The following is a 19,456-nucleotide window of genomic DNA, read 5'->3' as shown; positions in this document are numbered from 1 at the left end:
CCCGGCCCCCGCCCGCCCCGTCCGGCGTGCGGGGGCCGGGACCCCGCAGTAGCGTGGCCGATCACGACGCCTACCCGGAAGGCCGGGCATGATCCGCAACGTCCTCGGTTCGCTGATGGGTCTGGTCGGCGCGGCGGCCGCCCTCTGGAGCCCTTACCGCGCTTGGTACGAAGGCCGACGCGGCCGCGACTACCGCGTCGAGGAGCTGTTCGCCGGCTCCGGCATCACCCCCGACGGGGCCGCGCTGCTCGGCTCGCTCATGCTGCCGTTCCTGTGCGCCGCCCTCCTCGCGCTGGGCGCGGCCGTGCTGCGTTCACGGCTGCTGATGGCGCTCGCCGGGATCGTGGTCCTCGGCTTCGCGGTGCTGTGGATGGTCCGCCAGGGCCAGGCGGCCGGCAGCCTGTCGGTCGGCGGCGACGGTCAGGGCCTGGGGCCCGGCGTCGCCACCGCCTTCGCCGGCGGCGCGCTCATCCTGCTCGGCGCGTTCGTCATGCGCGGGCGGCCCCGCCGCGACCGGCGCCCACTGCCCCGCGACGCCGGTATGCCCGGCGCCGTCACGGGCTGGGAGGACCGGCCGGTCACCCCCCAGACCGAACCCTGGCACCCGGACGACCGCCCCCGGGACACCGGCCCGCAGGACCCGCGCCCGCAGTACCCGGATCCGCAGAACCCGAATCCGCAGAACCCCGGCCCGCAGGCCCCCCGCCCGCAGTACCCGGATCCCCAGGACCCCGGCCCGCAGGGCCCCCGCGCGTAGTCCCACCGGCCCCGGGACACGGCGGCGCGTGGGCGCCCGGCCCCGGAAACGGCGGCGGCCCCGAACCCCCTCGTGAGGGGGCGGGGCCGACCGGCACCGGTGTGGATCAGGCGGCGTCGACGACGCCGGAGGCCGCGATCTCGACCTTGGCCTTGGGGGCGCCGGACTGGGAGCCCAGGGCCTCGATCTGGTCGACGAGCTCCTTGCCCTCGACGACCTCGCCGAAGACGACGTGCTTGCCGTCGAGCCACGAGGTGACGACGGTGGTGACGAAGAACTGCGAGCCGTTGGTGTTGCGGCCGGCGTTCGCCATCGACAGCAGGTACGGGCGGTCGTGCTTCAGCTCGAAGTTCTCGTCCGCGAACTTCTCGCCGTAGATGCTCTTGCCGCCGGTGCCGTTGTGGTTGGTGAAGTCACCGCCCTGCAGCATGAACTGCGGGATGATGCGGTGGAAGCCGGAGCCCGCGTAGCCGTAGCCGTTCTGGCCGGTGGCCAGCTCGCGGAAGTTCTTCGCGGTCTGCGGAACGACCTTGTCGAAGAGCTCGAAGACGATGCGGCCCGCGGGCTTGTCGTTGATGTTGATGTCGAAGTAAACGTTGCTCATGGGGTCCATCCTGTCACTCCCGGTGCCGTGAAGCAGCTGGAGGGGCCGGAGCCCCGCCTTCCGTGCAGGTCATCCGCCCGTACGGGTGCCCGTGCCCTTGGCCGCGTCCAGCGCGTAGACGCAGCGGTCCTTGCTGCACGCGTACACCACGCCCGCCTCTGCGACCGGGGCCCCCGTGATCTCCCCGCCGGTGGCGAGCTTCCAGCGGAGCTGGCCGCCCGCCGCGTCCAGGGTGTACAGGCAGTGGTCGGCCGAACCGAAGTGGACGCGCCCGTCCGCGACCGCCGGGGCACCGGTGATCTCGCCGCCCGCCGCGAACCGCCACTTCGGGGTGCCGGTGACCGCGTCGAGCGTGTACAGGGCGCTGCCGGCGCCCAGGTGGACGTTGCCGTTGGCCACGATGACCGCGTCCCCCGAGGGGCGCGGCTCGGTGGCGATGCGCCAGCGGTCCTTGCCGGTGGCCGCGTCCAGGGCGTACACGGTGCCCAGGTAGTCGGCGAGGTAGACGCCGCCCCCGGTGACCGCCGCGCCCGGCGCGAACGCCGGGGGTGCCAGGAACACGGCCGGGGCCTCGAAGTGCCAGCGGACCCGGCCGGAGGCCCGGTCCACGGACAGCACGCGGGTGCCCGCGGCGACGTACACGTTGCCGTCGGGGGCAGGGGTGACGCGGACCGGGACGTTGCCGCAGGACGCCGCGTCCCCGACCGGGTACGACCAGGCCTCCTGGCCGGAGCGGGCGTCCAGGGCCCGCAGCCGGGCGTCCTGCCACACGTAGACGGTGCCGTCGTGGAGGACGGGGGCGGCCTCCGGGGTCTCGAAGTCGCTCTGCGCGCCGGTCAGTTCCCACAGCTTCTGACCGTTCGACGCCTCCCGGCCCTGGACGCCGCCGCCGCGCGTGGCGGTGATCACGGTGCCCCGGTCCGCGCGCAGCGCGTACACCCAGGCCTCGGTGGACAGCCGCCACCGCTCGGCGCCGTCGGAGGCGTCGAGCGCGTACAGGGACGGCCCGTCGGAGGCGTGGATCCGCCCTTCGGAGACGGCCATGGACCAGGCGACGTCCCGCGTCTTGAACTGGCGGCGGCCGCTGCCGACGTCCAGGGCGTGCACCTCGAAGGACGTGACGTACAGCAGGTCACCGGCGACGGTGGGGGTGCCCCAGACCTCGTTGGACATGCGGAAGCGCCACGGCCGCCAACGGCCGCTGTCCGGGGACGGGCCGGGAGCCGGAACGGTCCCGACGGAGGAGGACCCGGACGGCCCGGGGATGACCCCCGAGGGGGCCGGGGAGCCGTGCGGCGGCCGGACCCAGCCGGTCGCCGACTGCGCGCCCGCGTATCCGACCGGAGCCGCCGCGGTCGCCCGCGGGCCGGGCCCGATCGGCACCGGGGAGGCGCCGAGGTGGACGGGGTCGCCGGGCGCCGCGGGCACCGGCGGCCGGTCCGGGCGCGGCGGGGCGGCCTGACCGGTCCGCGGGTCCACCCACGGGTCGGCGGCGCCGCGCGGACGGCGGTGCGTGACGGCCCCGGAGGCGGGCCCGGCGGCCGGGCCGCGGGCCGGTCCGCGCGCCGGGACGACGGGCGCCGGAGGCGTGCGGTGTCCCGCGCGCCGGGCCTCGATCATGGCGACGGCCCGCTCGGGCAGCCACGCCGAGGCCGTACCGCTCTCGTCGCCGCCCTCGAAGAGGTGCGGGGCGAGCTGCGCCTGGAGGTCGGCGGGGGTGGGGCGCCGGGTGGCGTCCATCTGCATGCACGACTCGATCAGCGGCCGCAGTTCCTCGGGCAGCCCCTCCAGGTTGGGGCCCTCGCGCAGCAGCATGAACACCGTCTCGACCGGGTTCGCGCCGTGGTACGGCGGGTGGCCGGTGGCGGCGAAGACGAGGGTCGAACCGAGCGAGAAGACGTCACTGGCGCCCTTGACGCTGCGCGAGTCCTTCGCCTGCTCGGGAGACATGTAGGCGGGCGTGCCGACGGCGACGTTCGTCATGGTCAGCCGGGTGTTGGAGACCCCGCTCGCGATACCGAAGTCGATCACCCGCGGGCCGTCCTCGACGACGAGCACGTTGGACGGCTTCAAGTCGCGGTGGACCAGGCCGGCACCGTGGATCGACTGGAGCGCCTCGGCGATGCCCGCCGCGAGCCAGCGCACGCCCTGCGCGGGCATCGGCCCGCACTCGTTGACGATCTCCTCCAGGGAGGGCGCCGGCACGTACGCGGTCGCCAGCCACGGCACCGCGGCCCGCGGATCGGCGTCGACGACGGCCGCGGTGTAGAAACCGGAGACCGCGCGCGCGGCCTCCACCTCACGCGTGAAGCGCACCCGGAACAACTGGTCCTCGGCGAGCTCGGTGCGCACCGTCTTGATCGCGACGCGCCGCCCGGACGCCGACCGCGCGAGATAGACCAGCCCCATGCCGCCGGCGCCGAGCCGTCCCAGCACCTCGAAGGGGCCGATCCGTCTCGGGTCGTGCTGCGTCAGCTGCTCCACCACTCGCCTCCACACCTCCCCGTACGGGTCCCCGCCGGACCCGTTCTTCCCTACCCGCGCGCACCGTTGCGCAGGAACACGCATCGGCACGCGCACCGGCACGCTGGTCTGCCCGTGCGGCGTCCCTCGCGGGACCGCGCCCCGCCCGCGGGCACCGGCCCGCCGGGGCGGCGTCCCACTCCGTGCAGCGTCTCACCCCGGGCTGTGCCGGAAGTCGCGCAACCTCGATTCTGTCAGGCCCGCGCCTGGTCCGGCCCCGGCTCCGGGTGGGCTTTCACACGTGGCTCCGAAAGGAGAGCGAAGACGGCCCCCTGATTGTCGGCGACGACGGCGATCCGGCCGTACGGCGTGTCGAAGGGATCGGCGGTGACCCGGCCGCCGAGCCGCTGCACGGTCGCGACGCTCTGGTCGCAGTCCGGGACGGCGAAGTAGACCAGGAAGTGCGCGGGCATGATCTCCGGGAAGGCGTCGGTGATCGGGCTGCGCCCCAGGACGGCCGTGTCGGTGCCGGGGACGCTCCCGGGCGGCGACCAGACGCGGTACTCGTCGCCCGTCTCGGGGTCGTCCTGGTCCTGCGCGACGTAGCCGAAGACGCGGGTGTAGAAGTCGTCCACGGCGTCGCGGGCCCGGGTGTAGACCTCCGACCAGCAGTACGTGTAGGGCTCCTGCTGGGCGTCGAAGCCGTGGTGGGTGCCGGGCTGCCAGAGGCCGAAGACGGCGCCGCCGGGGTCTGCGGCCATCGCGGCGGTCCCGTACGGGCCAACGGGCTGCGGGTCCATGACCATCTGGCCGCCGGCGGCGCGGATGCGGGCGGCGCAGGCGTAGGCGTCGGAGGTGTACAGGTACACGCCCCACACGGTGGGCATGCGGCCGTCGGGCTTGGGGGCGAGGGCGGCGACGTTGCGGCCGCGGCTGTAGGCCTGGGTGTAGTGGCCGTAGGCGGCGCCCGCGCTGTCCCCGAAGGCCCACCCGAAGAGCTCGCCGTAGAAGCGCTTGCCCGCTTCCACGTCGGGGAGCGAGGCGTCGACCCAGCAGGGCGAGCCTTCCGCGAATGCGGCCATGAGCCGGGTCCTTCCGTCGTGCGGGGTGATGCGGGGATTTGCTACGGTTTCCGGCCTCCGTGGAGATCGAGGCGATCCGCACCTCTCCGCAATGATCCGCCCGAAAAGTTGTCCACAGCCTGTTCGTAAGACTATTCGGGGGATATCTCACGGTACGGGCCGGGTCATCCCCGCACCGGGGCCGGGCCGCCCCCGCGCAACGGCGGCCCGGCCCCGGCCGGATTCCGCCTCCGAGGACCTCGCGCGACCGCTCCCGTGCAGGCCGGGGGCCCCGTCACCCCATTTGCAGGCGGCCGAATAGCGCGCCGATCCCCCCTCGGTAAGCTGACGGCATGACAGGACAAGTACGCACCGTCGACGGGCGTGTCGCCGGCCGGCGCGGCCAGGCGACGCGGCAGAAGCTGCTCGACTGCCTCAGCGAGATGCTCAGCTCCTCGCCGTACCGCGACGTCAAGGTGATCGACGTCGCGCGCAAGGCCGGCACCTCCCCCGCGACCTTCTACCAGTACTTCCCGGACGTCGAGGGCGCCGTCCTGGAGATCGCCGAGGAAATGGCCACGGAGGGCGCCCAGTTGACGGCGCTCGTCGAGGGCCGCAACTGGGTCGGAAAGGCCGGCTGGGCGGCCGCCGAGGAACTCGTCGAAGGGTTCCTGGACTTCTGGCGGCGCAACGACGCGATCCTTCGGGTCGTCGACCTCGGCGCGGCCGAGGGCGACAAGCGGTTCTACAAGATCCGCATGAAGATCCTGAACTCCGTCACCAACTCCCTCACGGAGTCGATGAAGGAGCTCCAGGCCAAGGGCAAGGTCGACAAGGACCTCAGCCCGGCGGCGATGGCCGGCTCGCTCGTCGCGATGCTCGCCGCGGTGGCCTCGCACCAGAAGGGGTTCCAGACCTGGGGCGTCAAGCAGGCCGAGCTCAAGCCGAACCTGGCCCTGCTCGTCCACCTCGGCATCACCGGCAAGAAGCCCACCAAGTAGCGGCGGACCCTCCCGGGGTCCGCCCGGGGGTCCGCCCTGGCCGACCTGGCCGACCTGGCCGACCTGGCCGAGTGGTACGGCCTGCACGATCCGACCAACCTGCATGAGCCGATCGACCTGCACAGCCTGCCGAACCCGACCGATCCGCCGTCCCGAAACCCTCTTCACCAGGCTTCACCAGGGCCGCCTTCCCGGGCCCGCCCCCGCGGCGCTCAGGTCAGCGCCGCTCCAGACGGAACAGCCTGATCTCGCGGTCGATGCGCGCCTGGTACGTCGCGTACGGCGGCCAGAACCTCAGGACCGCCTGCCACGCCGCCGCGCGCTCCGCCCCCTCCAGCAGCCGGGCCCGTACGGCGACGTCCCGCCCCTGCCAGTTCACGTCCGCGTCCGGATGCTTGAGCAGGTTCCCGGTCCAGGCCGGGTGGCCGGGGCGGCCGAAGTTGGAACCGATCAACAACCAGCTCGTCCCACCGTCCTCCGGCATGCACGCGAGCGGCGTGGTGCGCGGTTCGCCGCTCTTCGCGCCCTTCGCGGTCAGGATCACCCCCGGCAGCATCCGGGCACTGAGCAGCACCTTGCCGCGGGTCAGCCGGTGCACCGTCTTGTCCATCGCGGGAATGAAGTGCGGTGCGATCCTGGCGAACAACATGGTCGAGGAGACCTTCTGCATCAGCTTCACGCCGACGCCCTTGCCCTGGGCCACTGCCATCAGACGGCCGCCTTCTCCGGTTCGGTGGGGGTGGTGGGGGTGGTGGGGGCGCTTCGGCCGGTCGGGGTGTCCCGGCCGCTCGGGTTTCCCCCGGTGGCCCGGTCGGCCGGTGCGAACAGGCCCGAGTTGTGCGCCGCGTGCGCCCGCAGCCGGTGGACCGGGCCGAAGAGCAGTTCGTCGGCGGCGGCCCGCTTGAAGTACAGGTGCGCGTCGTGCTCCCAGGTGAAGCCGATCCCGCCGTGCAACTGGATGCCCTCGCCCGCCGTCACCCGCAGCGCCTCCAGGGCCTGCGCGAGGGCCAGGGGGCCCTGCTCCGGGTCCCAGGCCGCGTAGTAGGCGGCGGACCGGGCCGCCTGGACCCGTACGTACAGGTCGGCCAGCCGGTGCTTGACGGCCTGGAAGGATCCCACGGCCCTGCCGAACTGCTCGCGCCGGCGGACGTAGTCCACCGTGCGGGCCAGCGCCTGGTCCGCCGCCCCGACCGCTTCGGCGGCCAGGACGGTGGCGGCGGTGCGCCCGGTCGCGGCGAGCGCGGACAGCACGTCGCCGTCGGCACCGTCGGCGTTCGCGGTCGCGGCCCCGGCGGCCCCGGCGGCGTCTCCGGCCCCGAGCAGTTCGGCCGGCACGTCGCGCAACTGGACGCGGCCCTGCGGACGGGTCTCGTCGAGGGTGGGCTGCCGGGAGCGTACGAGGCCGGGCGCGTCCTCCCGTACGAGGAACAGCAGGGTCCGGCTGCGGGCGAACCCACCGGTGTGCGCCGCGACCAGCAGCAGGCCCGCGCTGTGGCCGTCCAGGACCTGGGCCACCTCCCCGTAGAGCCGCCACCCCTCCGCGGGGGCGCCGGAAGTGCCGGGGGCGGGGGTGACCGCGCGGGCCTGGACCCCGCCGGCCCGGCCTCCGCCGGCCCACTCGCCGGCGGTGTTGTCGCCGGTCAGCGCCAGGGCGGTGGCCAGCGCGGGCCCCGGGACGGCGAGTGCGGCGCTCAGCTCACCGGAGGCCAGCGCGGGCAGCAGCGCGGAGCGCTGGGCGGCGGTGCCGAGGGCGGTGATCAGGGGTGCGACCAGTACGGCGGTCGCCAGTAACGGCGAGGGCAACAGGGCCCGGCCGGTCTCCTCGCAGGCGAGCGCCAGGTCGGCCGGGGTGCAGCCGACGCCCCCGTACTCCTCGGCGATGGCGATGCCCGGCAGGCCGAGCTGCCGGGCGAGCCGCTGCCACAGCTCGCGGTCGTGTCCGGCGGCGGTGCGGGCAGCGGCCTTGACCTCGTCCGGGCCGCAGCGTTTGCCCAGGATCTCGCGCAGGGTGCGGCGCATCTCGTCCTGCTCCGCGGTGAAGGCGGCGTCCATCGTCGGGCTCCTCCCCGTATCTGACGGGCCGTCATGTTAGGGCGACGACGCCGAGATGCACAGGGGCGGGCGACGGGGTGTTCACCCGGGGGACGACCCGTCCGGCCGGACGGCGGGTGTTCGCCGGGGTCGGCCGGGCGGGCGGCCGGCCGGGCGGGCGGCCGGCTCAGCCGCGCTCGCGCCGCCGGACCGCTTCCGCCCCGGCGAGGAGGAGGCAGCCGGCGAAGGTCATGAGCGCGTAGCCGAGGACCTCGTGCCCGGCGGGAATGAGGTGCCGTGTGAAGCCCAGGAAGCGGATGAAACCGAACCACTCGTGCAGCAGCCCCGAGACGCCCGCCACGACGAGCGCGCCGCCGGGAACGCCCAGCACCCCGGACCAGCCGCCCGCCGAGGACGAGGAGGGCGAGGAGGGTGAGGTAGGCGAGGAAGTCATGCGCCGACCGTAGCCGGCCCGGGACGGCCGCCGCGTCAGCCGTACGTCGCGGCCCCCCGCGACGAAAGAGAACAGGGGCGAGGGGCGGGGCGCCCTCCGGCAGGGGTGGGGGCGGCGGCGCGCACGCACTAGCGTCTGACGTACCGTCAGATATACCGTCGCCTCATGCCTGGACCGACTGGACAACCCCGACTCCCCTCCTCCCCCACGCCCCGCCGCCGGGTCGCGGTCGTCGGCGTCGCCCTCTCCGACTGCGGCCGGGTCGACGGCCCGACGCCCTACGCCCTCCACGCACAGGCCGCCCGCCGGGCCCTGGCCGACTCCGGCCTGGACCGCTCCGTCATCGACGGCTTCGCCTCCGCCGGCCTGGGCACCCTCGCCCCGGTCGAGGTCGCCGAGTACCTCGGCCTGCGCCCCACCTGGGTCGACTCCACCTCCGTCGGCGGCTCCACCTGGGAAGTCATGGCCGCGCACGCGGCCGACGCCATCGCCGCAGGTCACGCCAACGCCGTGCTCCTCGTCTACGGATCCACCGCCCGCGCCGACATCAAGGCCCGCCGCCGCACCTCGAACCTGTCCTTCGGCGCCCGCGGCCCCCTCCAGTTCGAGGTCCCGTACGGGCACACGCTGATCTCCAAGTACGCGATGGCCGCCCGCCGGCACATGCACGAGTACGGGACCACGCTGGAGCAGCTCGCCTCCGTCGCCGTCCAGGCCCGCGCGAACGCCGCGACCAACCCCGACGCGATGTTCCGCGCCCCGCTGACGGTGGACGAGGTCCTGTCGTCCGACATGATCGCGGACCCCTTCACGAAGCTGAACTGCTGCATCCGCTCGGACGGCGGCTGCGCGGTGCTCCTGGCCGCGGAGGACTACGTACCGGACACGGCGAAGACCCCGGTATGGGTGCTGGGCGCCGGAACCTCCGTCTCGCACACGACCATGTCGGAGTGGGAGGACTTCACCGTCTCCCCCGCAGCCGTCTCGGGCCGCCTCGCCTTCGAACGCGCCGGCCTCACCCCGGCCGACGTGGACCTCGCCGAGATCTACGACGCCTTCACGTACATGACCCTGGTGACCCTGGAGGACCTCGGCTTCTGCGCCAAGGGCGAAGGCGGAGCCTTCGTCGAGAAGGGCCGCCTGCTGCGCGAGGGGGACCTCCCGGTCAACACGGACGGCGGCGGCCTGTCGGCCTGCCACCCGGGCATGCGCGGCCTGTTCCTCCTGGTGGAAGCCGTACGCCAACTACGCGGCGAATCGGGCCCCGGCCAGGTCCGCAGAAGGGACGGCCACCTCCCGGAAGTGGCCCTGGCCTCGGGCACGGGAGGCTGGTTCTGCTCCTCGGGAACGGTGATCCTGGGGCGGGGGTGAGGGGGCGGGGTGTCCTTGATCCGGATCGGAGCTGGTTTGGTGGTTTCCCGCCGGTCTCATCGTCTCCCCGTGGCGGGCCGGCCCCTCAAGGGCGCTCCTCCTTCGTCGTCGCGTCGCTTCGCGATGGCCTTCGGCCACCCTTGACCGACCGACCCGCCACGGAAAGCCGAAGACCGACGGGAACCCCCCAAAAGAACGGTCACGGGTCAGAGATGAGCAGGGACGGGTCCGTCAGTGACGAGACGAGGGACCGGGCGCCGCCAGGTTGGGCATGCGGGCACGTCACAGCACCTCTCCACACCCGACAGCCGGCCAAAGGGGCTACCCGCCCGTCAGAACGAAAAAGTCGGCCTGAGACGCAGGTAGGGGCAAAGACGCGTCAGATGTTCAGTTGCTCGGCTCGGATTGGCGTCTGCGGGCCGCCTGGGGCTGGTCATCGGCGGGCAGGACGTTGTCGACCGCCGTGGTGAACTCACGGCCGGACGCGGCGCGGATGTAGGCCAGCTCCATCCAGCGCTCGGCGCCGATGTCCGAGACGTTCTCGTTCACCACGGCCATCAGCTCACCCGGTACTCCTGAGGCGATGTCGACAACACGACGGCGCAGGAGGCGGTGGGGCAGGTACTCGTACTGCTCAGCCATCGGACGCCTCCTCGAAGGAGGCGACGAAGCGCTCCCACCCGGCACGAGCCCGGACGAGAAGTTCCTCACTCGGCGCGGAAAGCGGAGCTGGGACGTAGAGCCACGGGGGCGGACAGGCCGACAGCCCTTCCTCCCGGAGCGGCACCGTGTTCATGTCGAAGCTGGTGGTCATGATCCCTCTCGTCCACCTGAAGGTGCGGGTAGGCAGATGGTGGGTCACGGCAAGGGCTGCAAGGGACACTCCTTGTATCCCCTCGGCGCGGTCAGACAGCACCGATCCACTCGGCGTACGACGTCAAGGCCTCTGTGTCGGAGCGTTTGAGTCGGCAGATCTTTTCGATGTCCTCGCGGGCCCAGGGGTGCTGGCGTACATGCTGTGGAGCGAGCCTGCGGGCCGCTTTGAGGGAATCGAAGGCTCTGTCCGGGCTTCCTGACCACAACTGCGCCCTTGCCACTTCGATCCAGAAACCGGACCGGCGCTCCGCCGGGATCTCCTCACCTGGTGACCATTGACGAGCCACTTCCAGGGCCCGGCCAATGTGGTCCTGGCCGAGGCTGACCAAGACCGCCACCTCGTGAATGCGCACGCTGGAGGGGCCGAACGCGGTGCCGAGGTAGACGCTCTCCGAAAGGCCCTCCGCGAGCGTCCGAGCCTCGTTCAGGTGCCCGTACGCGGCTTCCGGGTCGGCCGCACGTGCCGCCATGACGGCCGTCCGCATGTGCAGGGCACCACGGACTGCGGTCGAAACCTCGCCGTTCGGCGCAGGGGCGAGGTCCAGGGCCTGTTCCAGAACAATCAGGCCGGCCCGGTGAGCTCGCGCGGCGAGGAACGTCTCGGCGCGGACGTAGGCGACTGTGGCACGCACGTCCAGGTCGTCGATCTGCGTGGCTGCCCAACGCATCACGTCGATCAATCGAGCCGAGAGGTCGTGCGCCCCGAACTTGTAGGCCGCCGCGTCAGCTGCCCGGGCGGCTGCGATCACGAGTCCTGCCGCCTCGCCCCTGTCGACACCGGTGGCTGCGTGCAGGTGGGCCAGTGCGTCCCCGAGCAGCTGAGGGGCCCGGGTGGAGATAAGGCCGTACTGGGCCGCAAGACGCCACGCGACGGCGATGTCGACGTCGGCAAGGACCTGCGACAGAGGACGCCGGGGTGCGTCCAGGGCGAACTCGTATCCGGCGATTGCGGCAGAGATCGCCGGGAGCGCGGTGTGGACTCGGCGACTCGTCCCCTTGTAGCCGTGATCGATGCGCGACGCGTCCACCGCAAGCGCGGAAGCGATGGCCTCAAGCGTCGACGATCCAGGAGTGCGAGCCCCTCTCTCGCACCCTTTGATCATGGAGAGGGAGACATGGGCCTCGCGCGCGAGATCGACCTGGGTCATCCTGCGGGCTCGACGCAGTGTGGCGATGCGCTGTCCGATGTGATCGGCCATCTCCGCACGGTAGCGCCCCGCAGCCCAACACGACGCCGCTCCCTACAGTTCGACGATGCCGATGAGCTCGGCGAGGGAATCGATGGACCAATCCGTGGCAGCCCGGACATCGGGGTCGTCGGCCCACCAATGGCCCCATGGACCACGCCGTAGGTGCGCCGTGCGCAGCCCGGCGGCCTTCGCGGGATGAATGTCATTGGCCGGGTGATCACCGACGTAGAGCGTCTCGACCGCGGGACGTTCGGAAACCGCCAGTACCTGCTCGAAGAACGCGCGGGACGGTTTCGCCACGCCCCACTCCCCCGACGTGACGACGAGGTCGGCGGGCAGTTCCAGGGAGCGCAGGAGGTCCCCGGCCTTGGGACTCTGGTTGCCCGCGATGACGACCCTCACCCCCGCCGTGCGGAGCGCCGCGAGCGTCGGTCGAACATCGCCGTAGAGATCCGTCTCGTCGATCTGCTCGCCTCGCCCGGCAGCGTCCCGGGCGGCGTACTCGGCGGCGATGTCGACGTCCGGGCGCAGCATGCGAATCGCGTCCGCGTTGTCCCTACCGTCCACGACCACCGCACCCACCAGCGCGGAGAGCGTATGCCGCGCCACGCCGAGCCAGTCGGCCCACGAAGCCCAGTACCGATCATCGCGAGTGAGGGTCTCGCCGATGTCCAGAACGACCGTCCGAATCATCCGACCAGGGTACTGATCACGCCCGCACGAAGGCACCCGTCCGGTCCCCCACGAAGCCCGAGCCGATCGTCCGACGTGCCTTGAGGTCGATCTCTACGTCCTGACGGGCAGGTAGAGGCCCACGGGCCGGCTGTCGGGTGTGGAGAGGTGCTGTGACGTGCCCGCATGCCCCGTCGGGCGGCGCCCGGCCCCTCGTCTCGTCACTGACGGACCCGTCCCTGCTCATCTCTGACCCGTGACCGTTCTTTTGGGGGGTTCCCGTCGGTCTTCGGCTTTCCGTGGCGGGTCGGTCGGTCAAGGGTGGCCGTAGGCCATCGCGTAGCGACGCGACCGCAGGGAGCGCCCTTGAGGGACCGGCCCGCCACGGGGAGACGATGAGACCGGCGGGAACCCCCCAAACCCTCCCTGACACGGACCAGCAGGACCCCGCCCGCCCCGACCCCGCCTCCCCCTAGCCTGGGGGCATGACCAGCGACGACTTCCACGAGACCCTGCACTCCCTGCGGGTGTGGGACACCCCGCTTCCCCGCTTCGACGCCGAAGCCGCGCCGGACGAGCCGCTGCCCCTGTTCCGGGACTGGTTCGTCGGGGCCGCGCGGGCGGGGCAGTCCGAGCCGCACACGATGAGCCTGGCCACGGTGGACGCCGAGGGGCGGCCCGACGTGCGGACGCTGATGCTGCACGAGGCCGACGGGCGGGGCTGGCACTTCGCGTCGCACGCCACCAGCGCCAAGGGGGTCCAGTTGGCCGCCCGTCCGGAGGCGGCGCTGGGCTTCTACTGGCCGCTGGTGGGCCGGCAGGTCCGCGTCCGGGGGTCGGTCACGGCGTGCGGGCCCGAGGAGAGCCGGGCGGACCTGGCGGTCCGCTCGCGCGGGGCGCTGGCCGCCGCGCTCACCGGCCGGCAGAGCGAGGTACTGGAATCGACGGCCGAGCTGGCGCGGGTCTCGGCGGAGGCCTGGGAGCGGGCCGGTACGGATCCGGACGCGCCCGCACCGACCTGGACCCGGTACGTCCTGGCCCCGGCGGAGGTGGAGTTCTTCCAGGGCGACGCCGCCCGCCGCCACACCCGCCTGCGCTACCGGCGGGCCGCCGACGGTACGGGCTGGGTGCGCGAACTGCTCTGGCCCTAGCCCGCCCCGCCCTGCCGCCCGACGCCATCACCGCCGCCGGCGCCGGCGCCTTCACCCCCGCCCCCGCCCTCCGGCGCGAAGACCGGTACCCGTACGTCTTCGGTCGCCTCGCGGAAGGCGACCCGTAGCGGCATGCCGATGCGGAGGTCGTCGTGTGCGCAGTCGACGATCTCGGTCATCATGCGGGGGCCTTCGGCGAGGTCGACGACGGCCGCCACGTACGGGACGCGGGTGCCGAAGGGCGGCAGGTCGTTGCGGTGGATCACGGACCAGGTGTAGAGGGTGGCGCTCCCGCTCGCCTCCTGCCAGGTGACGCGGTCCTCGCCGGCCCAGCAGAAGGGGCAGAACTCGCGCGGGTAGTGGTGGTGGCGTCCGCAGTCGGCGCAGTGGCGGAGCAGCAGGCGGCCGTCGGCGGCGGCGTCCCAGTAGGGCCGGGTGAAGTCGTCCGCCTCGGGCAGGTCGTGGCGGACGGCGGCGCGGGCGGTGGCGCCACCTGCGGAAGCACCACCCACGGAAACACCACCCGCGGCAGCACCAGCCCCGGAAGCACCACCCTCGGCCGCGGCACCGGAGGCGTTCACAGGAAGAGTCCGATCGAGGCGTCGAGGGACCAGGCCTGCCAGCTCATGGCGAACAGCGCGACGAGCGAGATCAGCGCCATCATCGCGTTCTGACCCTGCTCGGCCCAGTCGTGGATCATCAGCACGAGGTAGAGCAGGTTCAGCAACAGCCCGCCCACGAGTGCGACGGGGGTCAGGAAGCCGAACACCAGGCCCAGCCCGAGGGCGAGTTCGGCGTAGACGACGATGTACGCCATGAGTCGCGGGCGAGGTTGGACGATCTTCCCGAAGCCGCTCCTGACGAACGGCCATCGGTGTTTGCCGGCGACGTCGGCGGCCCAGGCGATGCCCGTTCCGCGTTCGAACCAGCCCTTCTTGTCCTTGTGTCGCCAGCTCTCCAGCCACCACAGGCCGAGGCCTATCCGCAGCACGGCGAGCCATTCGGCCCCGCTGAGCCAGATGGTCTGCATCGGCAGCCCTCCACCCCTCACCCACACGATCTGACGGTACGTCAGTTCAGCGGATCGGAGCCGATCCCGCAAGGCCCCGGGCGTCGGGCGTCGGTCACGCCCCCGGCCCCCCGAAGAGGCGCCCGTACCCGGTGACGCCCTCGGTGGGAGCGCCCGCCGCGCGCAGGGCGGCCCACAGCAGAACCTGGTTGGCGGTCAGGACGGGCCGGCCGAGGGTGGCCTCCAGGGCCTCGATCACCCCGACGGAACGGAATCCGTTGCCGCCGATCACGACCGCGTCGGCCGCGTCGGGCAGCCGCGCCGCCACCCAGTCGTGCAGGGTCTTGGGCCGGACCGCGCGCTGCTCGACGGGCAGCCCGCACGGGGCGGCGTACGGGACCTCGAACCCGGCCTCCTCGTAGTAGCCGCGCCCCAGGTCGTTCAGGGTGGTGTCGAACCACGGCGGGTCGACGAGGCCGATCCGTTCGACCCCGAGGACACGGAGCGCCTCGACCACGGCGGCGCAGGTGGCGACGACCGGCAGCCCGTGGGCCCGCTCCCCGAGCCGGGCCAGCATGTGCGCCTCGCCGCGCGCGCCGATGACGTAGGCGGAGCTGGTGAAGGCGTAGGCGATCACGGCCACGGGCGCGGCGGCGAGGAGTTGGGCGGCGGCGTCCACGTGCGGGGGTTCGGCGAAGGCCCGGACGGGGCCGAGCGGAATGGCGGCGCCCGTCGCCCCGCCCCCGCCCGTCGCCCCGCCCCCGCCCGTGGCGGCGAACGGCACCCGGGCGGCGTGCAGACCCACCTCGGGCGGGGCCATGGCGCGCAGCTCCGATTCGGGGCCGACGTCGGCGTCGGGGGTGAGGATTCCGAGGCGGACTCGCACGTCCCACCCGTCGGGCTGCCACATCAGGTACTCACCTGCTCCTCTGCGGGACGGGATCATCACGCTTCACCACGGTTCACCACTGTGACAGCGGGGCGCCCTCCCGCCGGGAGGCAACGCCGACCCTCCCATAGCGGTCAAACCATCCGGCCGTGATCGTTCCGCAATCGATTCACTCCTTGTCCGAGACCCATCAACTCTGAGTGTCGATACGCTCACCCCTCATGCCCGAGCAGCAGCCCGACATGAGCACCCAGCCCCGCCCCGTGTACGTGATCGGCGCCGGCCCCGGCGGCCTCGCCGTCGCCGCCGCGCTCCGCGCGCGCGGGGTGCGCGCCGTCGTCGTCGAGAAGTCCGACGCGGTGGGGGCCTCCTGGCGGGGCCACTACGAGCGGCTGCGCCTGCACACCACCCGGCGCCTGTCCGCCCTGCCCGGGCTGGCGGTGCCGCGCCGGTTCGGGCGGTGGGTCGCGCGGGCGGACATGGTCCGGTACCTGGAGAAGTACGCCGAGTTCCACGAACTGGAGCTGGTCACCGGGGTCGAGGTGACCCGGATCGAGCGGGCCGCCGACGGGGACGGCTGGACCCTCCACGCGAGCGGCGGGCGGCTCCTGGCGGCCGGCGCGGTCGTCGTGGCCACCGGCTTCAACCACACCCCGGCGCTGCCCGACTGGCCGGGAGCCGGCTCGTACACGGGAGAGCTGCTGCACGCCGCCGCGTACCGCGAGCCGAAGCCGTACGCGGGCCGGGACGTGCTGGTCGTCGGCGTCGGCAACACGGGCGCCGAGATAGCCGTGGACCTGGCCGAAGGCGGGGCGTCGCGGGTGCGGCTCGCGGTGCGGACCGCCCCGCACGTCCTGCGGCGCTCGACCGCGGGCTGGCCGTCCCAGCGCACGGGGATCCTCGTGCGCAGGCTGCCCGTACGACTCGTGGACCGGCTCGGGGCGGTCGTCACGAGGCTCTCCGTCCCGGACCTGTCGGCGTACGGCCTGCCGCGCCCCACCACCGGCCTGTACAGCCGGGTCCGGGAGGGTGCGATCCCGGTCCAGGACGTCGGCCTGATCGACGCGGTGCGCGGGGGTCGGGTCGAGCCGGTGGCGGCGGTCGTCTCCTTCGACGGCTCCGAGGTGGAGCTGGCCGACGGGTCGCGGATCAGCCCGGACGTGGTGGTCGCGGCGACGGGCTACCGGCGGGCCCTGGAGGGCCTGGTCGGGCACCTCGACGTCCTCGACGGGCGCGGGCGGCCCGTCGTGCGGGGCGGGCGCAGCCCGCAGGGCGCTCCCGGTCTGTACTTCACCGGCTACACGAACCCGATCAGCGGCATGTTGCGCGAACTGGCACTGGACGCCGAGAAGATCGCGAAGGCGCTGGCCCGCCGGAAGCGGCGGTAGGCCGAAACCGCTCTGGACCGCCCTCGAACGAATCTGTCACCGTTCAGCACACCACCTCCACCACCTTTCCTGCGCATCCCTGTTCCTGACGGCGCGTCAGTTCAGTAATCTGACTACGCGTCAGCTATGGATTTCTTCGAAGTTCATCGAGGTTCATCGAGCAGGAGCGGGCGGAACGATGCTTGGATCTACTCACGGCACCCTCACCACCGACTTCCGCGCACGTGTCGAGGCCTGCGGGGAGAGCCCCAGGACGGCCGTCCACTCCACGGCCGCGCCCTCCTCCGAGGACGCGATCGCCCTGGACGTCAGCGGACGGCCCCTGCACTCCGATGTGCCCGACCTGGACCGGTTCTTCCGGCCCGAGTCCGTGGCCGTCATCGGCGCCTCCGACGCCGACGGCAGACCCAACACCGGCATCACCCGCCAACTCCTCGCCTGGGCCGAACGCGTCGGAGCCCGGGTGCACCCCGTGAACCCGACCCGTACGAGCGTCTTCGGGCTGCCCTGCCTGGCATCCGTCGCCGACCTGCCCGAACAGGTCGACCTCGCCGTGATCCTCGTCGCCGACCCGCTGCCCGTCGTCGAGGAACTCGCCGAGGCCAAGGTCAGGTTCGCCGTCGCCTTCGCGTCCGGCTTCGCGGAGACCGGCGAGGCCGGCGCGGCCGCCCAGGCGCGGCTCGCCGCCGCCGTACGGCGCTCCGGGCTGCGCCTGTTGGGCCCGAACACCAACCTCAACGCCTTCGAGGAGTTCCGCCAGGACCTCGACGGGCCCGCCATCGCCCTCATCACCCAGTCCGGCCACCAGGGCCGCCCCGTCTACACCCTCCAGGAACTCGGCATCCGGCTCTCCCACTGGGCGCCCACCGGCAACGAGGCCGACCTGGAGACCGCGGACTTCATCTCCTACCTCGCCGAACAGCCCGAGGTCGGGGCCATCGCCTGCTACGTGGAGGGCCTCAAGGACGGCCGATCCTTCCTCCTCGCCGCCGACCGGGCCGCCCGCAACGGGGTCCCCGTCGTCGCCGTCAAGGTCGGCCGCACCGAGACCGGCGCCCGCATGGCCGCCTCGCACACCGGCAAGCTCACCGGCGCCGACACCGTCGTCGACGCCGCCATGAGGCAGTTCGGCGTCATCCGCGTGGACGGGCTCGACGAACTCCAGGACACCGCCGCCCTCCTCGCCCGGGCCCGCAAACCGCGGGCCGACGGCGTCGTCGTCTACTCCATCTCCGGCGGCACCGGCGCCCACTTCTCCGACCTCGCCACCGAAGCGGGCCTCACCCTCCCCACCCTCTCCGAGGCCAAACAGGCCGAACTCCACCAGTGGATCCCGCCCTACCTCGGCGTCTCCAACCCCGTCGACAACGGCGGCCACCCCGTCGGCGACTGGCGCGGCCGGAAGATCATCGACGCGATCCTCGCCGACCCGTCCGTCGGCGTCCTGATCTGTCCCATCACCGGCCCCTTCCCCCCGATGAGCGACAAGCTCGCCCAGGACCTGGTGGACGCCGCCGAGCAGACCGACAAGCTCATCTGCGTGATCTGGGGCTCACCGGTCGGCACCGAGGAGGCCTATCGCACCACCCTGCTCGGTTCCTCCCGCGTCGCCACCTTCCGCACCTTCGGCAACTGCATCACCGCCGTACGCGCCTACCTCGGCCACCACCGCTTCACCGCCTCCTACCGCTCCCCCTTCGACGAGGCACCCCGCACCCCCTCCCCCTCGTACCGCAAGGCCCAGGCCCTGATGCGGCCCGGCCAGCAGCTCAGCGAACACTCCGCCAAGCAGCTCCTGCGCGCCTACGGCATCCGCGTACCGCGCGAACAACTCGTCACCAGCGCGGCGGCCGCCGTCCGGGCGGCCGGACTCGTCGGCTACCCGGTCGTCATGAAGGCCTCCGGCCCCCAACTCGCCCACAAGACCGAGCTCGGCCTGGTCAAGGTCGCCCTCACCTCGGCGAGCCAGATCCGCGACGCCTACCGCGAACTCACCGACATAGCCCGCTACGAGAACGTCCCCCTGGACGGCATCCTCGTCTGCCAGATGGTGGAACGCGGCGTCGAGATGGTCGTCGGCGTCACCCAGGACGACCTCTTCGGCCCGACCGTCACCGTCGGCCTCGGCGGCGTCCTCGTCGAGGTCCTGCGGGACGCGGCGGTCCGCGTGCCGCCGTTCGGCGAGGACCAGGCCCGCGCGATGCTCACCGAACTGCGCGGCCACCCCCTGCTGGAAGGCGTACGAGGCGCACCACCGGCCGACGTCGACGCCCTCGTGGAAGTCATCCTCCGCGTCCAGCGGATGGCCCTGGAACTCGGCGACGAACTCTCCGAACTGGACATCAACCCCCTGATGGTCCTCCCCCGAGGCCAAGGAGCGGTGGCCCTGGACGCCCTGGCCATCTGCCGCTGACCCGACGGGTCCGTACCGGTCGGGATCGGGGGTGGGGTGGGGGGTCGGCCGGGGCCAAAACGTGATTTGTTGGCGCGCGGTACCGCTGACCGACGCAGCCACGGACAGGGCGCCATAAATCATGCC

Annotated in this window: 19 protein-coding genes; 6 read left to right on the top strand and 13 right to left on the bottom strand. The window is 72.8% G+C overall.

Annotated elements, in window-relative coordinates; translation table 11 throughout:
• Positions 1 to 88 precede the first annotated feature (88 nt).
• Complete coding sequence (locus ACFVS6_RS39370) at positions 89 to 757, top strand: hypothetical protein (RefSeq protein WP_389711345.1); 669 nt, start codon at positions 89 to 91, stop codon at positions 755 to 757.
• Positions 758 to 863: 106 nt separating this feature from the next.
• Here the strand turns inward: ACFVS6_RS39370 and ACFVS6_RS39365 are convergent, their stop codons facing one another.
• The 3 genes from ACFVS6_RS39365 to ACFVS6_RS39355 form a co-directional block, all read right to left on the bottom strand.
• On the bottom strand, positions 864 to 1,361 hold the full coding sequence (locus ACFVS6_RS39365) for a peptidylprolyl isomerase (RefSeq protein WP_389711344.1): 498 nt from the start codon (positions 1,359 to 1,361) through the stop codon (positions 864 to 866).
• A 69-nt stretch (positions 1,362 to 1,430) separates the two neighbouring features.
• Entirely contained in the window at positions 1,431 to 3,848 is a 2,418-nt protein-coding gene (locus ACFVS6_RS39360) for a PQQ-binding-like beta-propeller repeat protein (RefSeq protein ID WP_389711343.1), read from the bottom strand.
• A 230-nt stretch (positions 3,849 to 4,078) separates the two neighbouring features.
• The gene (locus ACFVS6_RS39355) at positions 4,079 to 4,906 is read right to left on the bottom strand and encodes a VOC family protein (protein ID WP_281208756.1); all 828 of its coding nucleotides are present in this window, start codon (positions 4,904 to 4,906) and stop codon (positions 4,079 to 4,081) included.
• Between the two features lie 332 nt (positions 4,907 to 5,238).
• Between ACFVS6_RS39355 and ACFVS6_RS39350 the strand changes: the two genes are divergently transcribed.
• The gene (locus ACFVS6_RS39350; RefSeq protein WP_385586130.1) at positions 5,239 to 5,886 is read left to right on the top strand and encodes a TetR family transcriptional regulator; all 648 of its coding nucleotides are present in this window, start codon (positions 5,239 to 5,241) and stop codon (positions 5,884 to 5,886) included.
• A 217-nt stretch (positions 5,887 to 6,103) separates the two neighbouring features.
• Here the strand turns inward: ACFVS6_RS39350 and ACFVS6_RS39345 are convergent, their stop codons facing one another.
• From ACFVS6_RS39345 to ACFVS6_RS39335, 3 genes are all read right to left on the bottom strand, one after another.
• Positions 6,104 to 6,595, bottom strand: coding sequence for a nitroreductase family deazaflavin-dependent oxidoreductase (locus ACFVS6_RS39345; RefSeq protein ID WP_389711342.1), 492 nt, complete (start codon positions 6,593 to 6,595; stop codon positions 6,104 to 6,106).
• Positions 6,595 to 7,938, bottom strand: coding sequence for an acyl-CoA dehydrogenase family protein (locus tag ACFVS6_RS39340; protein WP_389711341.1), 1,344 nt, complete (start codon positions 7,936 to 7,938; stop codon positions 6,595 to 6,597). Before ACFVS6_RS39340 ends, ACFVS6_RS39345 begins: the two co-directional genes overlap by 1 nt.
• A gap of 166 nt (positions 7,939 to 8,104) precedes the next feature.
• Complete coding sequence (locus tag ACFVS6_RS39335; protein WP_389711340.1) at positions 8,105 to 8,371, bottom strand: hypothetical protein; 267 nt, start codon at positions 8,369 to 8,371, stop codon at positions 8,105 to 8,107.
• Positions 8,372 to 8,536: 165 nt separating this feature from the next.
• Here ACFVS6_RS39335 and ACFVS6_RS39330 point away from each other — a divergent pair, with 165 nt between their 5' ends.
• Positions 8,537 to 9,742 carry an acetyl-CoA acetyltransferase gene (locus ACFVS6_RS39330; RefSeq protein ID WP_389711339.1) on the top strand — a complete coding sequence of 402 codons (1,206 nt, stop codon included), beginning with the start codon at positions 8,537 to 8,539 and terminating at the stop codon, positions 9,740 to 9,742.
• A gap of 387 nt (positions 9,743 to 10,129) precedes the next feature.
• Here ACFVS6_RS39330 and ACFVS6_RS39325 read toward each other — a convergent pair whose 3' ends face one another.
• The 4 genes from ACFVS6_RS39325 to ACFVS6_RS39310 form a co-directional block, all read right to left on the bottom strand.
• Positions 10,130 to 10,384: a hypothetical protein gene (locus tag ACFVS6_RS39325; RefSeq protein WP_389711338.1), complete on the bottom strand. Its 255-nt coding sequence runs from the start codon at positions 10,382 to 10,384 to the stop codon at positions 10,130 to 10,132.
• The gene (locus tag ACFVS6_RS39320; RefSeq protein WP_389711337.1) at positions 10,377 to 10,556 is read right to left on the bottom strand and encodes a hypothetical protein; all 180 of its coding nucleotides are present in this window, start codon (positions 10,554 to 10,556) and stop codon (positions 10,377 to 10,379) included. The genes ACFVS6_RS39325 and ACFVS6_RS39320 overlap by 8 nt, the downstream gene beginning before the upstream one ends.
• A gap of 91 nt (positions 10,557 to 10,647) precedes the next feature.
• Entirely contained in the window at positions 10,648 to 11,817 is a 1,170-nt protein-coding gene (locus ACFVS6_RS39315; RefSeq protein WP_389711336.1) for a helix-turn-helix domain-containing protein, read from the bottom strand.
• A 42-nt stretch (positions 11,818 to 11,859) separates the two neighbouring features.
• Positions 11,860 to 12,501 carry an HAD family hydrolase gene (locus tag ACFVS6_RS39310; protein WP_389711335.1) on the bottom strand — a complete coding sequence of 214 codons (642 nt, stop codon included), beginning with the start codon at positions 12,499 to 12,501 and terminating at the stop codon, positions 11,860 to 11,862.
• 464 nt (positions 12,502 to 12,965) lie between these two features.
• Here ACFVS6_RS39310 and ACFVS6_RS39305 point away from each other — a divergent pair, with 464 nt between their 5' ends.
• Positions 12,966 to 13,631, top strand: a complete 666-nt coding sequence (locus tag ACFVS6_RS39305; protein WP_389711334.1) for a pyridoxal 5'-phosphate synthase — start codon at positions 12,966 to 12,968, stop codon at positions 13,629 to 13,631.
• On the opposite strand, the gene ACFVS6_RS39300 is transcribed toward ACFVS6_RS39305, so the two are convergent.
• The 3 genes from ACFVS6_RS39300 to ACFVS6_RS39290 all read right to left on the bottom strand — a co-directional run bounded on the left by ACFVS6_RS39300 (position 13,628) and on the right by ACFVS6_RS39290 (position 15,550).
• A complete protein-coding gene (locus ACFVS6_RS39300) occupies positions 13,628 to 14,143 on the bottom strand; it encodes a Zn-ribbon domain-containing OB-fold protein (RefSeq protein WP_389711333.1) in 516 nt (171 codons plus the stop codon). The two genes, ACFVS6_RS39305 and ACFVS6_RS39300, sit on opposite strands and share 4 nt — an antisense overlap.
• Before the next feature lie 65 nt (positions 14,144 to 14,208).
• Positions 14,209 to 14,661: a DoxX family protein gene (locus ACFVS6_RS39295; RefSeq protein ID WP_389711332.1), complete on the bottom strand. Its 453-nt coding sequence runs from the start codon at positions 14,659 to 14,661 to the stop codon at positions 14,209 to 14,211.
• 94 nt (positions 14,662 to 14,755) lie between these two features.
• A complete protein-coding gene (locus tag ACFVS6_RS39290; RefSeq protein WP_389711331.1) occupies positions 14,756 to 15,550 on the bottom strand; it encodes a maleate cis-trans isomerase in 795 nt (264 codons plus the stop codon).
• A gap of 200 nt (positions 15,551 to 15,750) precedes the next feature.
• On the opposite strand from ACFVS6_RS39290, the gene ACFVS6_RS39285 reads away from it, so the two are divergent.
• Both ACFVS6_RS39285 and ACFVS6_RS39280 read left to right on the top strand, forming a co-directional pair.
• A complete protein-coding gene (locus ACFVS6_RS39285) occupies positions 15,751 to 16,917 on the top strand; it encodes a flavin-containing monooxygenase (protein WP_389711330.1) in 1,167 nt (388 codons plus the stop codon).
• Between the two features lie 178 nt (positions 16,918 to 17,095).
• Complete coding sequence (locus tag ACFVS6_RS39280) at positions 17,096 to 19,330, top strand: acetate--CoA ligase family protein (RefSeq protein WP_389711329.1); 2,235 nt, start codon at positions 17,096 to 17,098, stop codon at positions 19,328 to 19,330.
• Positions 19,331 to 19,456: the final 126 nt, after the last annotated feature.

Origin of the sequence: Streptomyces sp. NPDC057939 (assembly GCF_042887545.1) — a bacterium.
Taxonomy (GTDB): Bacteria; Actinomycetota; Actinomycetes; order Streptomycetales; family Streptomycetaceae; genus Streptomyces.
The sequence above is the reverse complement of the archived record's forward strand: the minus strand, read 5'-3'. Positions and strand labels throughout refer to the sequence as shown.

Coding starts and splice junctions, on each gene's coding strand:
- ACFVS6_RS39370 (WP_389711345.1), top strand. CDS start 89: ATGATCCGCAACGTCCTCGGTTCGCTGATGGGTCTGGTCGGCGCGGCG.
- ACFVS6_RS39365 (WP_389711344.1), bottom strand. CDS start 1,361: ATGAGCAACGTTTACTTCGACATCAACATCAACGACAAGCCCGCGGGC.
- ACFVS6_RS39355 (WP_281208756.1), bottom strand. CDS start 4,906: ATGGCCGCATTCGCGGAAGGCTCGCCCTGCTGGGTCGACGCCTCGCTC.
- ACFVS6_RS39350 (WP_385586130.1), top strand. CDS start 5,239: ATGACAGGACAAGTACGCACCGTCGACGGGCGTGTCGCCGGCCGGCGC.
- ACFVS6_RS39345 (WP_389711342.1), bottom strand. CDS start 6,595: ATGGCAGTGGCCCAGGGCAAGGGCGTCGGCGTGAAGCTGATGCAGAAG.
- ACFVS6_RS39340 (WP_389711341.1), bottom strand. CDS start 7,938: ATGGACGCCGCCTTCACCGCGGAGCAGGACGAGATGCGCCGCACCCTG.
- ACFVS6_RS39335 (WP_389711340.1), bottom strand. CDS start 8,371: ATGACTTCCTCGCCTACCTCACCCTCCTCGCCCTCCTCGTCCTCGGCG.
- ACFVS6_RS39330 (WP_389711339.1), top strand. CDS start 8,537: ATGCCTGGACCGACTGGACAACCCCGACTCCCCTCCTCCCCCACGCCC.
- ACFVS6_RS39325 (WP_389711338.1), bottom strand. CDS start 10,384: ATGGCTGAGCAGTACGAGTACCTGCCCCACCGCCTCCTGCGCCGTCGT.
- ACFVS6_RS39320 (WP_389711337.1), bottom strand. CDS start 10,556: ATGACCACCAGCTTCGACATGAACACGGTGCCGCTCCGGGAGGAAGGG.
- ACFVS6_RS39315 (WP_389711336.1), bottom strand. CDS start 11,817: ATGGCCGATCACATCGGACAGCGCATCGCCACACTGCGTCGAGCCCGC.
- ACFVS6_RS39310 (WP_389711335.1), bottom strand. CDS start 12,501: ATGATTCGGACGGTCGTTCTGGACATCGGCGAGACCCTCACTCGCGAT.
- ACFVS6_RS39305 (WP_389711334.1), top strand. CDS start 12,966: ATGACCAGCGACGACTTCCACGAGACCCTGCACTCCCTGCGGGTGTGG.
- ACFVS6_RS39295 (WP_389711332.1), bottom strand. CDS start 14,661: ATGCAGACCATCTGGCTCAGCGGGGCCGAATGGCTCGCCGTGCTGCGG.
- ACFVS6_RS39290 (WP_389711331.1), bottom strand. CDS start 15,550: ATGTGGCAGCCCGACGGGTGGGACGTGCGAGTCCGCCTCGGAATCCTC.
- ACFVS6_RS39285 (WP_389711330.1), top strand. CDS start 15,751: ATGCCCGAGCAGCAGCCCGACATGAGCACCCAGCCCCGCCCCGTGTAC.
- ACFVS6_RS39280 (WP_389711329.1), top strand. CDS start 17,096: ATGCTTGGATCTACTCACGGCACCCTCACCACCGACTTCCGCGCACGT.